This is a genomic window from Flavisolibacter ginsengisoli DSM 18119, assembly GCF_900129295.1.
GTDB lineage: Bacteria > Bacteroidota > Bacteroidia > Chitinophagales > Chitinophagaceae > Flavisolibacter > Flavisolibacter ginsengisoli.
On sequence record NZ_FQUU01000002.1, the window covers coordinates 190,703 to 207,437 of the forward strand.

Genomic DNA, 16,735 nt, shown 5'->3' on the forward strand with positions numbered 1-16,735 from the left:
CTGGTTTTGACCAATATTGAAATGTAAAGAAATCTTCGAGTAATTATACATGAATTGATCAACACCTGTTTCCAAAGCTGCAAAATATCCCGCATTTTTTCTGACAAGTGCAGATATTTTACAAGACCACAGGCTATGCGGTCCGTAAAAATATGCAATGAACCGGGTGCTTAATCTTCCGCTTTAATAAAATTACCTTGCTCATCAAATACCAGGTCTTTCCTCTTCACCTCAGCCTCGTAGGATATCTTGCCTTTTGCATCTGTAATTTTACCCGCTTCTGATATCCGGGCACCCTTATAATGCGATTTAATATAACTAACTGCATTCTTAGGCAAATGGCTTACGGGAATGGCATTTACAATTTCAATGAATTCTCCGGCAGCGTTGAACTGAACAGAATTATCTTCTCCTCCTTTTCCGCCCCAATTCGCTTCATAATTTCCTTTTTCTTTTTCCCAACTTACTTTAGTTGCATTCGGGTATTTATGTAGAAGAGCACTTTTTACAACTACCGGCACTTCAGAGCTCTTTACATCCTGGGCATGTAAAGCACAGGAAAATCCTACAACTGAACCTAACAATAAAATGATTTTTGCTTTCATAAAATTTATTTACCTGCTAATCTCTGTTAGCAATCTGGTGAAATCCTGAAGATTTCCACTTTACTTCAGCAAACTTTCTAATCTTAACTAAATATCTATGTTAAATAATCATTTATTTGATTTAGCAACCAATTTTGACTTTTCAATCAAATACAAGGTATTGGGAACATCCTTTGATTTTTCGCAGGACAGATAAAAACTATGCGCATTCTTGTAGTGCAAGCCTTCAATTTGCCATTCCTGTTTTTTTCCATTATTCATTTTATAGTGCGACTGATTACCGGAAATGAAATCACTATCTTAAAACCCCGATAGTATCCAGATATTAGGTTTTATATGTCCTTCTTCATACCCCGAAAGAGCTATTTCATTTTGTTATTCATTAATGGCGGCATCTGTTTCAAACCTTTTGTATCATGCAAGAAAATAACACGAGCGGTATAGCTATCTGGAACCCCGTCGATAGCACAGCGACCATATGATAATAATTAAAAACTCACTTTTATAAAAAATATGAATATTTTCTTCCCCACTTCAGATTTCCTCCAGATTTGAGCTATTGATCCCTATTAACACTTAGTGGGTATGTCTTTTGAATAGGTAGAGAGAAATTAATGCCTGTATTTACTCCCTACCCTGTTAATGCCTTCAGCATGCTGAAGGCATTTTAGTTATCTGTGATGATAAAATGCGGTTGCGACAAAACTTTTGCCTCATCAGATTTCGCACAGAATTGACTACTAATTTTGGCCCTTTTAAATAAGAATTGTGAAAAGACCCTTTATACTGTTTTTTTTGATTTTATTGTTTTTGCACCCAGTTTACGCTCAGTCTAAAAAAGCTGGCAATGCTATACTTTCAGGAAAGATCATAGATTCAGCGTCGCATTTACCGCTTGAATATGCTACTATTACTATTTATACTTCTGCAAGCCAATTGCCTTTTTCGGGTTCCACTTCTGACAACGCGGGATTATTTACCCTTAACGATATTCCTGCGGGTAATTATCGATTAATGGTAGAATCCATAGGATATAATTCTTTTAATATTCCTACAATCGAAATAACAAAAAACAGTATCATCGATCTTAAAAATATTTCCTTAACCAAAAAATCCGTCTCACTTCAGAATATCACCGTAGTGGCCCACGGAAGATTGGTAGAGAACAAGATCGACAAAATGGTCTATAATGCAGAGAAGGATATTACCTCCCAATCGGGTGTCGCAACGGATATTTTAAGAAAAGTTCCCATGGTTTCCGTAGATGTGAATGGCAATGTAGAGCTATCCGGCAGCTCAGGCATTCGTTTCCTGATCAACGGCAAGCCATCTTCAATGTTTGGCAGTAACATAGCTGACGTGTTGCAAAGCATACCGGCCAGCCAGATAAAAAGCATTGAGGTCATTACAAATCCTGGCGCCCGGTATGATGCACAAGGGTTAGGAGGTATAATTAATATTATTTTAAAAAAGAATACGGCCCATGGCACAAATAGTACTATTTCACTAGCCAGTGGCTCCCGCACTGATAATGGGTCTTTTAATTTCAATGCCCGCAAAAACGACTTTGGATTTCATGCGTATGTAAGTGGAAATATCAGGCCTTATGCAACCACCCCTTATACATCCAACCGCAATTCATCGGATTCAATTCAACATACATCGACCTTATACCAACAAGATGGTTCAAGCCGTTTTAGAAGGCAGGCAATTCAAACTGGATTGGGCTTCGATTGGACGGTAAAAGAGAAAAATAATTATTCTGGTTCTGTTAGCTATAACCAATTTGGCTATACTGGTAATGGCACTGTTTTCCAACATCAAAAGAACTGGTCTGCTGACCAGTCATTGCTTTCTGATGTAAATTCTTTAAGCAATACCTCAAACTTTTATAAAGCCCATAATATAGATGCTGGTTTCAATTATAAAAGAACGTTTGACAAAGAGGACCAGGAATTAGAAGTTTCCATCACATCCAGCCTTAATAACAGCACATCAACAGCTGGAAACAATCAATTGCTTTTGCCTATGGATTCTTTATATTATGGCATTAACAATAGAAACCCTGGAAAGGAAACTGAAACTGAGTTGGAAGTGAATTATACACAACCATTACAAAAGGAAATTCAATTGGGACTGGGAGGCAAATTCAGTTTATTGGATATTTCCAGCCAGGCCGATATTTGGAGCCTGGTTCCAAACTTAAAATCCTATACTCGAAACAAGGCTTTATCGAACAACCTTGATTACCATCAAAAAGTTTATGCATTCTACTCTGAAATAAAATTACCCGTTGGATCGCTATTCGATGCCAAGATGGGAGCCCGTTATGAAAGGACGGAAATCAACTCATTTTATTCTAATGCACAACGGCAAATCCCAACTCCTGGATACAACACACTGGTTCCATCCATATACTTTTCTAAAAAAATAGGTGATAGGCACACATTAAAACTCAGTTATTCAAAAAGAATAGAAAGACCTGATTATGGTGACCTCAACCCTTTTATCAATACGGCTGATCCAAAAAACATTACTGCAGGCAACCCATATTTAAAACCTGAGATCGGCAACCGGTATGAGTTGGGATATGCCCTTGACCTTGGATCTGTAGGATCTTTCATGGCCAATTTGTTTTACAGGGCCAATAATCATGATATACAGCCTTATATTATGTATTATCCTGTCCTGGTTATTGGAGATTCCACTTTTTCCAATGTCTCTGTCAGTTCAAGAGAGAACATTGGTATGGAAAAAAATACAGGACTTAATTTGTTTGGGGACATTCATTACTCCAATAAATTCACATTCAGGAGCAACCTGTTCTTTTTTCACAGACATATTATTAATGTACTTCAGCCAGGTTTTGATGCATACAGCTTTAATTACCGGATGAATATCAACCTAACTTACCAGTTCAATACCAGATGGGTGGGAGAGTTTTTTGGAAATTTCAATTCCCCCCGCAATGAGGTGCAGGGCCGTTATCCTTCTTTTGTTACTTATAGTTTTGCATTTCGCAAACAATTCTGGAATAAAAAAGGTAGCCTGGCTCTTACAGCTACTAATCCTTTTAATGAATATGTTAATCAACAAACTGAAGTAAAAGGGCCCAATTTTTCATTAAACAGTAATCGGAAGATTCCCTTCAGGTCTTTTGGTGTCAATTTCACATGGAAATTTGGAAAACTGGAATTTAAAAAAGAAAAAGATGAAATTCCCGGGGGTATAAATGGTCCTACAGATTAATGGCTGGTAACATAAAGCGGTCACTTTAGAATATATTAGGGTTCCGTGGCTAAGTTTATAGAATCCCGGTGCCTTAGATTAATAGAGGATGTAAAATGAATTGGTGTAAAGCATGAATCCATGGAATAATAATTGAATTATCAAATGATGGAATAACAATGGGTCGCGAAAGAATTAATTGTGCAGGCTGTTTAAAATGATCAATAGATAATTTTAAACTAGAAAATTTATAACTATTACAGAACAGGGATTGCCTTATAATTAACGAAAGAAAGAATGAGGTTTTGTTGTATTTTACTATTGATCATACTTTTCAAGGCAGGCTATGCACAGACCCATACGCTGGATTATTTCCTGCAAAATGCCAAACAAAACAGCCCTGGGCTGAAAGATTTTCAAAACCAGGTACTTTCATTACAAATTGACAGCCAGTTATTAAAAGCCTCCCTTGGGCCACAAGTCAATTTCCTGAGCAACAACAGTTATGCTCCCATCATTAATGGCTGGGGGTATGATGAAGCCATTACCAACAGGGCCAACATCTCCGGCCTGATACAGGCCAGCCGCAATTATTTATCCCGCGGACAGATCAGCGCACAATACAGGACCATTGCCCTGCAGCGCAGATCCCTGTTGGATACCATTGCCTTATCGCAACAGGACCTCGCAAGAACCATTACAGAGCAATATATTGCTGCCTATGGAGACCTCTTAGCCATGGATTTTAACCGGGAAGTGTATGACCTGATGCAGAGAGAAGAACAGGCACTAAAGAAACTGACCCAGGCAAACGTTTACAAACAAACGGATTACCTGACATTCTATGTAACCATGCAGCAACAGGAACTGACCTGGCTGCAGGCACAAATTCAATACAACAATGATTTCCTTACCCTGAATTACCTGTCAGGACTGGTAGATACAACCATAGAAAGAATTGAAAAGCCGGCCTTGACGGACTCATTGGGAATGGATTTTTACAACACAGTTTTTTATAGCCGTTTTATTACAGATAGCCTTCGATTGGCTAATGAAAAAGACCTGGTCAATTTTGAGTACAAGCCCAGGATAGGTGCCTATACAGATGCCGGATACAATTCAAGCTTACAAAACACACCCTATAAAAACTTCGGTTTGAGTGCCGGTGTAAGTGTTACTATTCCCATTTATGATGGACGACAAAAGCAAATGAAGCTGGCACGCATTGATATACAGGAAAGAACAAGGCAAAGTAACAGGGAGTTCTATGTGAACCAGCACAATATGCAGTTACTGCAATTAAAACAGCAATTGCTTTCCATTGATCTTATGGTTGAAAAAATAAATAAGCAGATCGGCTATGCACATACGCTTATTGTAGCCAATGGAAAACTTTTGCAAACAGGAGATATCACAATGAAAGATTATGTAACGGCCATAAATAATTACCTGCAGGCGCAAAACCTGCTGACACAAAATAATATCAACCGCCTGAAGATCCTGAACCAGGTCAATTACTGGAATGTGAAACCTTAAATTGATAGTATGCAAAGAATAAATATATACCTGGCTACCATTCTTCTGTTTTTTGTTTCCTGTAAGGATAAAGCAGATACTAGCGATGAAGCAGTGGCGCCTGAAACTGTGCAGATACCTGTTACAGTTACCACCATTCATATGCAAACACTCAATGACTACGTTGACCTCAATGCCACTTCCTCCTTCCTTCAAAGCAATTTTATTAAAGCATCTGCCAATGGGTACCTGAAATCTGTGAAAGTTCATTTGGGGGAAATGGTACATGCCGGGCAACAGGCTTTTACCTTGCAAACCAAAGAATCCAAAGCATTGGGGAATACCATTAATGACCTCGACCCCTCTTTCCATTTTAATGGCCTGATCAGCATTAAAGCTGCTGCAAGCGGGTACATACAGGAATTGAATCATCAGCCAGGAGATTATGTCCAGGACGGCGAACAACTGGCTGTACTGACGGATTCCAGGAGCTTTGGATTTGTTTTAAACCTGCCCTATGAACTGAGACAATATGTGACCAAAGGCAAACAACTGGAACTGAACCTACCCGATGGGACACATGTGAATGGTGTTGTCAACTCCATCCTTCCCAATGTGGATTCAGCATCTCAAACACAACAGGTGTTAATAAGAGTAAACCAGTCAAAGCCCTTGCCGCAAAACCTTATAGCCAAAGTGCGCATTATAAAGGCACAAAAGAACAATACTCCTTCCCTGCCAAAACAGGCTGTGCTCACCGATGAAGCCCAATCAAATTTTTGGGTAATGAAAATGATCGACTCTGTAACAGCCGTAAAGGTTCCCATCATTAAAGGAATGGAAACTGCTGACAGGGTGGAGATCCTGAGGCCACAGTTTCAAACCGGAGATAAGATATTACTCACAGGGAATTATGGATTGGCAGATACTGCCAGGGTTAAAATCGTTAAAAGCCAGGAATGAGAAACTTTTTTATATCCTACAAGAACCCCCTTACTGTCATAATTGTACTCATTATTATGGGTGGTGCTTTCGTTTATGGCAAACTGCAAACCTCCCTCTTTCCTGAAATAACCTTTCCCAAGATCAAGATCATTGTAGATGCAGGACTCCAGCCGGTAAACAAGATGATGGTTACCGTTACACAGCCACTGGAAAATGCCATCAAGCAGGTGCCGGAACTGGAAGATGTGCGCAGCACTACCAGCCGTGGAAGTTGCGAGATATCTGCATTCATGAGCTGGAATGCCAATGTGGACCTCGGCCAGCAACGTATCGAATCAAGGATTGCCCAGATCCGGAACAGTCTTCCACCCGATGTACAGATCACGGTGGAAAAAATGAACCCTTCTATCCTGCCTGTGATCGGGTACACCCTGGAAACAAACAGCAATAGCCATACGCCCATAGATATGCGGCAACTGGCATTGTACACCATCAAACCATTTTTATCCCAGGTTCCCGGTGTGGCCGAGGTACGCATCAGTGGTGGAAAACAAAAAGAATACTGGTTGATGCTTGATGCGCAAAAAATGAGCACCCTGGGCATAACGCCGGAAGCTTTAACCAATACGCTTACACAAACCAATTTCATTCAGTCAAATGGATACCTGACGGATTACCGCCTGCTCTACCTGACGGTTACAGATGCCACGGTGCATTCTTTGGAAGAACTGCAAAAACTGGTAGTATCAAACAATGGCAAACGAATTGTTTTGCTGCAGGACATTGCAACTGTAAAGATCTCGGAAGGGGTGGAATACACCAAGATCAACGCCAATGGAAAACCTGGCGTGTTGGTAGCGGTGATCAAACAGCCCAATACCAATCTCATAGATATTTCACGTGAGATGGACCAGAAAGTGGAGGAATTGAAAAAGATCCTTCCCAATGGTGTAACCATCAAACCATACTATGTACAGGCAGACTTTGTGCATGATTCCGTGAAAAGTGTTACCGACAGTCTTTGGATTGGCCTGGTGCTGGCCATTATTGTTGCCATCATCTTCCTTCGTTCTTTGAAGGCAAGTGCCACTATTTTAATTACCATACCTGTAACCATTTGTCTTTCACTGATTGTGATCTATGCTGTAGGCTATACGCTGAATATTATGACCCTGGGCGCCATTGCCGCAGCTATTGGACTGATTATAGATGATGCCATTGTGGTGGTAGAGCAGATACACCGTTCACATGAAGAACACCCCGACGAACCCTCCACAAGTGTAGTGCAAAAGGCCATTCATTATTTGCTGCCAGCTATGATCGGATCTTCATTAAGCACTATTGTGATCTTTATTCCTTTCGAATTAATGAGCGGTGTGGCTGGTGCTTATTTCAAGGTAATGACCAATACCATGATCATTGCATTGGTCTGTTCCTTTTTTGTCACCTGGATCTGCCTGCCGGTGATATACCTTTTTCTGACAAAGGAAAAGCCAAAGGATGTTACAAACGCTAAAGATGTAAAAACCCATGAGGTCAAACAACAAAAATGGGTGGGCTTTTTTATTCATAAGCCTTATGTTAGCTTAGTGATCATTGCGGTCCTGGCATTTTCCATCTGGTTTGTTTTGCCACGCCTGGAAACAGGTTTCCTGCCCGAAATGGACGAGGGAAGTATTGTTCTGGACTACAAATCACCACCAGGCACGTCGCTGGAAGAAACAGACCGCATGTTACTCCAGGTGGAGAAAACTATCAATAAAGTGCCGGAGGTGGAAGCCTTTTCACGAAGAACAGGCACCCAGATGGGTTTTTTTATCACAGAGCCCAATGATGGCGATTACCTGATACAGTTAAAAAAGAAAAGAAGCCGTTCTTCAGAAGAAGTGATCGCTGATATCCGCAAACAAATAGAAAGCTCCCAACCTGCCCTGCAGATTGACTTCGGGCAGGTAATTGGTGATATGCTTGGCGACCTTATGGAATCTGTTCAGCCCATTGAAATAAAAATATATGGAGACAATGTAAAACAACTGCAACAATATTCAGAACAGGTAGGCAGCCTGGTGGAAAAAGTGGATGGTGCTGCCGATGTATTCAACGGCATCGTGATCTCCGGACCTTCGGTAAGTATTATTCCCAACACTGCAGTGTTGGCCCAGTATGGGCTAACTCCCCAGGCACTGCAGACACAGGTGCAATTGGGATTGCAGGGAACACAGGCAGGCGCCATACTGGAAAGGCAACAACTCTCCCCGGTAAGATTGGTGTACCCTGGAACACATACGCAAAGCGTGGAAGGTATCAAACACCTGCAGGTATTTCTACCCTCAGGCAGGCTCATGCCCATTACATCGCTGGCAACTGTTCAGGTGAATAGTGGTGATGCAGAGATACAAAGAGAAAACCTGCAATCCATGGGGGTGGTTACCGGCCGTTTGGAAAACCGTGACCTGGGAAGCACCATGAAAGAGATCAAGGCCAAAGTATCTGCCAATATGGTATTGCCCCAGGGTTATCATATAGAGTATGGTGGTGCCTATGCGCAACAACAGCAATCCTTTCATGAATTACTCTTGATCCTGGTCACTTCCAGCCTGCTCGTCTTTGGCGTGATCTTATTCCTGTTCAAGGATTTCTTCGTTGCCATCCTGATATTGTTGCTTGCAGTTTTTGGTATTTCAGGTAGTTACCTGGCATTATACTTTACCAACACGCCACTAAACGTCGGAAGTTATACTGGTTTGATCATGATCGTTGGAATCATTGGAGAGAATGCCATTTTTACCTTCCTGCAATTCAGGGAATCACTAATGGAAAGCAACAATGTAGATGATTCCGTGGTTTATGCGATTTCTACCCGGCTACGGCCCAAGTTGATGACAGCATTAGGAGCCATCATTGCCCTCATGCCTTTGGCATTAGGCATTGGCACCGGGGCAGAATTGCATCAGCCATTGGCTATAGCAGTGATTGGAGGTTTTATTACGGCGCTTCCATTGCTTTTGATCGTATTACCTTCCTTTTTAAGGATCCTTTATAGAAAACGTGCAAAGAGTAAGTTTCAACATCTTAAGGTTTAACATTATACAAATTACCATGCTAACTGCCGGGCTTAGCTGCCTGTCAAAAAAGTCTGCCTGTTTTCATTTCTGCTTAAGATTAAGCAGAAGGTCAGAACTTCTTATGGCAGCATACTGAGTCTTCCAGGTAGTAGCCTATTCATTTTTAAACAGAAAATGAATGGGCTAACTTCCATTTTTCCGAAACTGGAATAATTATTGTCATACCTTCAATACTTTGTCCCCTTCTCACTCCCTTTCCTACTTCAATCAGTAATTCGAAATCATGACAGATACTAAGGAACAAGCAAGAATAAAAGCACTATATAGGTATAATTTGCTTGATACACCAGCAGATGGTTCCCTGGACAAACTGACCCAACTGGCAGCAAATCAATTTAACCTGCCCATCGCCATCGTAACGCTTGTTGATACGGATCGTATCTGGTTTAAGTCAAAATATGGGCTGGAAGTGAACGAGATAGGAAGAGATCCAGGCCTTTGTGCATCGGCCATTTTGAGTGATGATATTTACCTGGTGGAAGACGCCCGTAATGATCCCAGGACACTGGCCAACCCTTTGGTTGCCGGTTCTTTCGGACTCCAGTTTTATGCGGCTGTCCCTTTGCGCACACGCGATGGCTTTAACCTGGGAACCTTTTGTCTAATAGATAAGAACAAGAGATACTTCAACACAGATCAACAGAAATCTTTGAAGCTCTTTGGCGAAGTAATCATGGAATTCCTGGAGCTTAGAATGGAAGCACACAATAATCTAAACGAAATGAAAGCAAAACTGGATTTTTACGAAAGACAAAGAATTTCCTGATTCAATCTTATACATTAGAATACAACAGCAAAATACTAAGAAAGAAAGACCGGAATTATTTCTTTAACATTGAAAACTGATCCAGTACACTTTTCATTACATTAAGATAATTTTTATGGATTGTTCAGAAGGGGGTAAAGAATCAAAAGGATAGGAATTGTAAGCATGTTAATGATAAATATAACTGGTCCCTCTTTAGTTATAATTTCCAGGAACACTTCTTATATAACAACAGATTGGGATCTCCCTGCGATCCGGAAAATTCCCAATAAAGTTGTACGCCATTAATTATATCTAAAGGCATAAACTATGTTTTAAAAGAACGCATGAAATTACTGAATACCATACAGAATTTGGAGTTTAGGAAATAGATTTCCCAGCCAATTGATGCCAGGTTTTTGTAAGCAGCCATGCACTAAAGCAAATGCATTGCAGCAGTTTAGTAAGAGATAGGTGGTAAATGAAATTACTGTTGCTGTTGCTGCTCAACAGTGACACTTCCGACCGGGCTGAGTTTACATTATAAACTTAACAACTAAATTGCCTGAGATGATGATCGATGTGCTTATAAGCAATACGTCCTGCCTGATCCGCCGTCAGTTGGCCAAAAAAAGGGTGGACCATTCCTTTACATTCCTGTTGCTGATGTTGATTAATGAGCCTGATCCATTCGGCCTTCGCATCGGCTACGTCACCATTGCCGCTCATCTTAAAAGATGGCACTGTAGGCAAATTGGGTTTCATAGGCTCGTCTTTCAGCAAATTTCTCAAGGCTACTTTTCCAAACAAACGCCCTAAAAGAGATTGCCGGTATTGCTTTATACCAAGTAACATTTCTTCCCATAACGAGCAATGTTTCACCATTTGATAAACGTTCATTTTCCCCCATTGAGCCTTGCTTTCTTCATTGAGCTGATTGATCCTGGAAATTAACTCTTCTCTCGTGGTTTTATCGAATACTGATTTCATACTTAAAATTGTTTAATCTACATAAACTTGCATTAGCAGGCGATTTGCTTATTTCAATGCAGGCTATCACAATCTGCAGCTACCCGGGCAATACTGGTTTCGGGTAGCACCGCTAGTAAATAACATCCTAATACAGGAAACGTAGCTATGCAAATTATTCCTTGAAAGATAGATAACTTAAATTGATAAAATAAATAGAACCATGGACAACGAAATCAAATTGTGTATTTATTGCCAATATAATATTGTAAAGACCAGGAGAATTGCAAACGGGTTTAATGTACGGAGCTAATTGACCCTTCGGCGGCCATTATCAGCGAAATAGCTACAATATAACTGTCATGCTTTAAGGCATGCTTTTCTTCAATGATTTTCTGGAGGTTATGAACATGCACTAACAAATCAGATTTTGATACAGTGCGTGGAATGGTAAAAGGCTTATGGATCTCAAAATCATCGTTTAGTAAATCAGTGATTGGCACTTCAAGGATCTTAGAAAGTTCCTTTACGTGATGGACTGTAAGTTGTGTGATGTTGTTTTCTATCTTACTGTATGCATTTTGCGACATGCCAATCTTACTGGCCACATACTTCTGCGAATAATTTCGCATTTCCCTGTATTTTTTAATGACGTGTCCTGGCATTTTTAGCCAAACAACCGGATTTGTTTTCAAAATCAGAAATCTGTTGAATAAACGCCTGGTTATTAAGCAAATGTTAAGACAGGAACTACTCAACAACCTATAGCTATAATCATACAACTTCCTGCTATAGGCAATAAAAGCATTCAGCAAGCTGTTGCATTTTGCAGGCACATTGAAAAAGCTGATAACTATAGTCTTCCTATTAATAATGGTCGCGCAGACATCAGTGTGCCTGTATTCCAAAACGAATGCTGTAGGTTTTACAAAGGAACTCACAGAAAAAAATGAAATAAGCTGGGAAGATATGGATCAAACTGAGTTCATACAATTCACTACTTCAGGGGAAATGAAATCCTCCAATCCAGGCATAAAATATTTTTCTTCCAACAATCCTGGTCTTTCTCCTATCCTGGACCATTTCACACCACCTCCGGATATCAATTAGCATATCCCACAATTTCCAACTCATCATTATTTATTGATTTAAAACTGATTATGGCACAAACAATGAGTCCTGTGGCAAGATTGTGGAATCTTGTCCGGGAAGAAAAATCAGAGATATCCGCAATTTACTTTTTCGCTATTTGTAATGGGCTGATCCAATTAACACTACCTGTAGGCATCCAGACTTTTATAGGCTTCGTTGTTAGCGGTACCCTGTCAGCTTCAATTACTGTATTGATAACTGTATTGGTACTGGCAGTTCTTCTTGCAGGAATTATCCGGGTCAATCAAATGAAAGTTATAGAAAAAATCCAGCAGAGGATTTTTGTGCACTATGCTTACGCCTTCGCTGACAGAATTCCGCGCCTTGATCTAAAAAAAGTGGATGGCACCTATTTACCAGAGCTGGTTAACCGCTTTTTCGATACAATGTCTTTGCAAAAAAGTTTTTCAAAATTGTTATTAGACTTGCCATTGGCCAGCATATCAATATTGTTCGGGTTGATCCTGCTTTCATTTTATCATCCTTTCTTTATTCTCTTTGGCATATTAATCCTCTTTTTATTGTGGATTATTTTGCGATATACAGGACCGGGCGGCTTACAAAGTAGTCTTGCTGAAAGTAGCTTTAAATATGGATTAGTTGGCTGGTTAGAAGAAATGGCAAGGTTGGTTAAGTCATTTAAATTCTCCAGTGGGGATTTACACATCAGGAAAGCAGATGCCAAAACCTCGAATTACCTGGAGGCAAGAACCAGGCACTTTTCAGTACTTGAATTTCAATACAAAGTATTGGTGGCTTTTAAAGTAATTATCACTGCGGCTATGCTCATTGTAGGTACGCTTCTCTTACTTGACCAACAGATTAATATAGGACAATTTGTTGCTGCCGAAATCATTATTATAACCATTATCGCTTCAACAGAAAAGATCATTTCAAACCTTGATAGTGTTTATGATATTATGACAGCTGTCGAAAAAATTGCTAAGCTTACAGATAAGCCAATTGAAAATGGGGGGACCTATAGCCTGGAAGAATCAGAAATGATAGCCATTACTGCTAAGAATTTAAGTTTTGGCTACGATGATAACCCAATTTTCAAAGATTTGAACTTTGATATCCAGCCCGGCGAAAAAGTTTGTATAAAAGGAAGGGATGGATCAGGAAAATCTACACTGCTAAAGTTGCTATCAGGCGTTTACAAAGATTTTAAAGGACAGTTACTTGTCAATAATGTGCCCATAGCTAACTATGAGCTATTACCCCTGAGGAAAAAGATGGGAATATTATTTCAACATGAGAATATTTTTCATGGTTCGTTATGGGAAAATTTAACGATGGATACGCCTGGCATAACGAGGGGCTTTATTAATGAGTTATGCCAAAAGACAGGCTTGCAATCATTCCTTTCCGGGTTGCCCCATGGCTATGACACTCAACTTGACCCGGCCGGCAAACAATTACCACGCAGTGTAGTACAAAAAATCATGTTGGTAAGAGCATTGGCGCATAGACCGTCATTATTGATCCTGGAGGAACCTTTCCATGGAATTGAGGAATCATTCCGCCATAGCATAGAAAAATTGATACTGGGCATTGAAAATACAACTGTAATTGTAGCCACAGCTGATGAGCAATTTGCTAATAAATGCAACCTGGTTATTCACCTAAAAGACACAAGCCAATAACATATGTCAAACAAGTTTTTATCATATCAACACATATACCGGCATAATAAAAAAAGCGGTATAAAAAAATGGTTCTATATCCTTTTAGGTATAGGAGTTCTGCTGATGTTTTTGCCCTGGACACAGAATATTCGGGCAAAAGGAAAAGTAACAACGCTCCGGCAGGAACAAAGACCACAACAAATTAATACAATCATTGGTGGCAAGGTGGAAAGGTGGTTCGTAAAAGAAGGGGATTTTGTGAAAAAAGGTGATACACTTATACAGCTATCAGAAACCAAAGCCGATTACCTTGATCCCAAACTGCTGGAACGAACCGGCAAACAAATAGAAGCAAAAGAATATTCAGTTCTATACTACCAGGGCAAAATTACTGCTACTGAAAACCAGATTGGTGCTTTACAGTCTTCACTTAAATCTAAACTAAGTCAACTTCAAAGCAAGCTGCTCCAGGCCCGGATCAAGATCAAATCAGATAGCGCTGAAATGAAAGCGGCTGAAAATGATTGGAAGATCGCATCCTTACAATATAACCGCCAGAAAGCCATGCACGATAGCGGGTTGGTTTCCCTTACGCAACTCGAAAGTAGAAACCAGGTATATCAAACATCGCTTGCCAGGAAAATAAGTGCAGAGAATAAATATTTTGCTTCTCAACAGGAAATATCAATTATACAATTTGAATTAAACGCCGTTCAACAGGAATATGCTGAGAAGATTTCCAAAGCTGAAGGTGATAAATATGGTTCACTATCAATGGTCGCCACAAGTCAGGGCGATTTAGCGAAGTTGCAAAACCAATATGCCTCCTATTCCATTCGCAATGGCATGTATTATGTAATGGCACCACAAAGCGGGCAAATCATTAAAGCAGGCACCTCTGGTATTGGAGAAGTAGTTAAAGAAGGTGAAATGCTGGTGCATATAGTTCCTGATCAAATTAGGTATGCTGTAGAGTTATATGTAAAACCTGTCGATCTTCCTCTGGTCTCTCCAGGGCAGGAAGTACGGTTTCTTTTTGATGGGTTTCCTGCTATTGTTTTCAGTGGATGGCCTGACGCCTCCTATGGAACATATGCAGGTATTGTATCAGCAATAGAAAGCGAAGTAAGCGAAAATGGGAAGTTCAGGGTGCTTATAAAAGAAGACAGTTCTTTTCGGAAATGGCCTCCAGAATTAAGAATGGGAACAGGGGCTAATGGAATAGCACTATTGAAAAACGTGCCCATTTGGTATGAGTTATGGCGTAACATCAATTCCTTTCCACCGGATTATTACCATATTGTAAAAACAAAGGAGAAAAAGTGAAATTTATTTGCCTGTTATTACTGTTAACTTCATTGGCTAACGCTAAGGCACAGCCAAATATTTTGACAGAGGATGCGTTGATTGCTATAGTTAAAAAATATCACCCCGTAGCCAAACAGGCTGCATTGAATATAAAGATAGCAAAGACTGAAGTACTGTCAGCCAGGGGTGAATTCGATCCTATGGTGATTGGTGATGCCTCACGAAAGGAATTTGGAGCTATCACTTATTATGATCAGCAGGTAAGCGAATTAAGAATTCCCACATGGTATGGCATTGACCTGTTTGCGGGGACTGAGAAAATATCCGGTAATCGTATAAATCCCGAAGAAACCAATGGCTCCATAACTTACGTAGGCTTTTCCATGCAGCCTATCCAGAATCTGCTGATGGATAAGCGCAGGGCCACATTATTGAAAGCTAAAAACTACCACCAGTTATCAGAAGTACAAAGAAACGTAATGCTGAATGATATATTCAAGGATGCCCTTTACAGTTATTGGGATTGGTGGGAGAAATATTATATTCAACAGGCTGTCAAGGCAGCCTTATCAAATGCAGAAAAAAGGCTCTCCCTGGTCAGGACTGCATTCCAGCTAGGCGATCGCCCGGCTATTGATACACTGGAAGCTTATACACAAGTACAGGCATTTCAGATCAGGTTATCGGAGGCCTTTCAAAATTTAATGAAAGCAAACCTGGAATTGTCATCCTTTTTCTGGACGGAGAATGGCGGACAGGCAGATCTGCCTGATGATGTAATTCCTCAGGATTATAATCTTAAAAAATTTATTACCCTGGAAGATGTATTAAGCCAGTTAAACTATCATCCGGAATTAACGCAATATGATTTTAAAATTAAAGGGTTGCAAATTAATAAGCAGCTTGCTTTCCAGTCCTTGCTTCCACAGCTAAAAATCAAGTATAATCAGATGGGTTATAACTTTTCGAAAACGATGAATGCTCCATGGTTCAACGCTAACTACCGTTATGGCTTTAGCTTCTCAGTACCACTGCGTCTTTCCGAAGGACGGGGTAATTATGCAAAGGCCAGGCTTGAGATCAGGAGTATGCAACTTGAAATGGCAAACAAACAGGTGCAGCTCTATACAAAACTGAAGCAATATTATACAGAGTGGTCACAAACAGAAAAGCAGCTTTACCTGCAAAACCAACTTCTCGAGAACATACACGCTTTACAAAAAGGCGAAGAAATAAGGTTTGCGAACGGTGAAAGCTCACTGTTCCTGGTCAATGCCAGGGAACAAAAGACAATTGAAGCAGAACAAAAAACAATAGAGTTAAAGGCAAAAACACAAAAAGCCTCCGTTGCAGTGACATGGTCAGCAGGAATACTTGGATTAAGATGATCAAGTTTAACTATAAACAAAAGGGAAATCCAAATTGAAAAAATCTTAATTGATTCATTATGGCTATGGAAAATCGCGTCATTATGAAAATTCTATTAAATAAGAATGCATGGTCGGAATAACAACT

The 16,735-nt window shown here is 40.1% G+C and carries 12 protein-coding genes; 9 read left to right on the forward strand and 3 right to left on the reverse strand.

Annotated features, from left to right (window positions below):
* Window positions 1-170: 170 nt before the first annotated feature.
* On the reverse strand, window positions 171-605 hold the full coding sequence (locus tag BUA53_RS02930; protein WP_072833751.1) for a PepSY-like domain-containing protein: 435 nt from the start codon (window positions 603-605) through the stop codon (window positions 171-173).
* 768 nt (window positions 606-1,373) lie between these two features.
* Here BUA53_RS02930 and BUA53_RS02935 point away from each other — a divergent pair.
* The 5 genes from BUA53_RS02935 to BUA53_RS02955 all read left to right on the forward strand — a co-directional run bounded on the left by BUA53_RS02935 (window position 1,374) and on the right by BUA53_RS02955 (window position 10,184).
* Window positions 1,374-3,854: a TonB-dependent receptor gene (locus BUA53_RS02935; RefSeq protein ID WP_072833752.1), complete on the forward strand. Its 2,481-nt coding sequence runs from the start codon at window positions 1,374-1,376 to the stop codon at window positions 3,852-3,854.
* Window positions 3,855-4,130: 276 nt separating this feature from the next.
* Window positions 4,131-5,369, forward strand: a complete 1,239-nt coding sequence (locus BUA53_RS02940; protein WP_072833753.1) for a TolC family protein — start codon at window positions 4,131-4,133, stop codon at window positions 5,367-5,369.
* Between the two features lie 9 nt (window positions 5,370-5,378).
* Window positions 5,379-6,311: an efflux RND transporter periplasmic adaptor subunit gene (locus tag BUA53_RS02945; RefSeq protein ID WP_072833754.1), complete on the forward strand. Its 933-nt coding sequence runs from the start codon at window positions 5,379-5,381 to the stop codon at window positions 6,309-6,311.
* Window positions 6,308-9,376, forward strand: coding sequence for an efflux RND transporter permease subunit (locus BUA53_RS02950; protein ID WP_072833755.1), 3,069 nt, complete (start codon window positions 6,308-6,310; stop codon window positions 9,374-9,376). Before BUA53_RS02945 ends, BUA53_RS02950 begins: the two co-directional genes overlap by 4 nt.
* Window positions 9,377-9,641: 265 nt before the next feature.
* The gene (locus BUA53_RS02955; protein ID WP_072833756.1) at window positions 9,642-10,184 is read left to right on the forward strand and encodes a GAF domain-containing protein; all 543 of its coding nucleotides are present in this window, start codon (window positions 9,642-9,644) and stop codon (window positions 10,182-10,184) included.
* Between the two features lie 528 nt (window positions 10,185-10,712).
* On the opposite strand, the gene BUA53_RS02960 is transcribed toward BUA53_RS02955, so the two are convergent.
* Both BUA53_RS02960 and BUA53_RS02965 read right to left on the reverse strand, forming a co-directional pair.
* Entirely contained in the window at window positions 10,713-11,153 is a 441-nt protein-coding gene (locus BUA53_RS02960) for a DUF1569 domain-containing protein (protein ID WP_072833757.1), read from the reverse strand.
* A 275-nt stretch (window positions 11,154-11,428) separates the two neighbouring features.
* Complete coding sequence (locus tag BUA53_RS02965; protein ID WP_072833758.1) at window positions 11,429-11,797, reverse strand: helix-turn-helix domain-containing protein; 369 nt, start codon at window positions 11,795-11,797, stop codon at window positions 11,429-11,431.
* 208 nt (window positions 11,798-12,005) lie between these two features.
* Between BUA53_RS02965 and BUA53_RS02970 the strand changes: the two genes are divergently transcribed.
* Genes BUA53_RS02970 through BUA53_RS02985 form a run of 4 tightly spaced genes read left to right on the forward strand, consistent with a single transcriptional unit; the run spans window position 12,006 to window position 16,608 of the window.
* Window positions 12,006-12,242 carry a hypothetical protein gene (locus BUA53_RS02970; RefSeq protein ID WP_072833759.1) on the forward strand — a complete coding sequence of 79 codons (237 nt, stop codon included), beginning with the start codon at window positions 12,006-12,008 and terminating at the stop codon, window positions 12,240-12,242.
* A gap of 50 nt (window positions 12,243-12,292) precedes the next feature.
* The gene (locus tag BUA53_RS02975) at window positions 12,293-13,930 is read left to right on the forward strand and encodes a peptidase domain-containing ABC transporter (protein ID WP_072833760.1); all 1,638 of its coding nucleotides are present in this window, start codon (window positions 12,293-12,295) and stop codon (window positions 13,928-13,930) included.
* Window positions 13,931-13,933: 3 nt separating this feature from the next.
* Complete coding sequence (locus tag BUA53_RS02980) at window positions 13,934-15,238, forward strand: HlyD family secretion protein (protein ID WP_072833761.1); 1,305 nt, start codon at window positions 13,934-13,936, stop codon at window positions 15,236-15,238.
* Window positions 15,235-16,608 carry a TolC family protein gene (locus tag BUA53_RS02985; protein ID WP_084079774.1) on the forward strand — a complete coding sequence of 458 codons (1,374 nt, stop codon included), beginning with the start codon at window positions 15,235-15,237 and terminating at the stop codon, window positions 16,606-16,608. The genes BUA53_RS02980 and BUA53_RS02985 overlap by 4 nt, the downstream gene beginning before the upstream one ends.
* Window positions 16,609-16,735: the final 127 nt, after the last annotated feature.

What these genes read in the sequence shown, in the direction of transcription:
- BUA53_RS02930 (WP_072833751.1), bottom strand. Translation starts at nt 605, where the DNA reads ATGAAAGCAAAAATCATTTTATTGTTAGGTTCAGTTGTAGGATTTTCC.
- BUA53_RS02940 (WP_072833753.1), top strand. Translation starts at nt 4,131, where the DNA reads ATGAGGTTTTGTTGTATTTTACTATTGATCATACTTTTCAAGGCAGGC.
- BUA53_RS02945 (WP_072833754.1), top strand. Translation starts at nt 5,379, where the DNA reads ATGCAAAGAATAAATATATACCTGGCTACCATTCTTCTGTTTTTTGTT.
- BUA53_RS02950 (WP_072833755.1), top strand. Translation starts at nt 6,308, where the DNA reads ATGAGAAACTTTTTTATATCCTACAAGAACCCCCTTACTGTCATAATT.
- BUA53_RS02955 (WP_072833756.1), top strand. Translation starts at nt 9,642, where the DNA reads ATGACAGATACTAAGGAACAAGCAAGAATAAAAGCACTATATAGGTAT.
- BUA53_RS02960 (WP_072833757.1), bottom strand. Translation starts at nt 11,153, where the DNA reads ATGAAATCAGTATTCGATAAAACCACGAGAGAAGAGTTAATTTCCAGG.
- BUA53_RS02965 (WP_072833758.1), bottom strand. Translation starts at nt 11,797, where the DNA reads ATGCCAGGACACGTCATTAAAAAATACAGGGAAATGCGAAATTATTCG.
- BUA53_RS02970 (WP_072833759.1), top strand. Translation starts at nt 12,006, where the DNA reads ATGGTCGCGCAGACATCAGTGTGCCTGTATTCCAAAACGAATGCTGTA.
- BUA53_RS02975 (WP_072833760.1), top strand. Translation starts at nt 12,293, where the DNA reads ATGGCACAAACAATGAGTCCTGTGGCAAGATTGTGGAATCTTGTCCGG.
- BUA53_RS02980 (WP_072833761.1), top strand. Translation starts at nt 13,934, where the DNA reads ATGTCAAACAAGTTTTTATCATATCAACACATATACCGGCATAATAAA.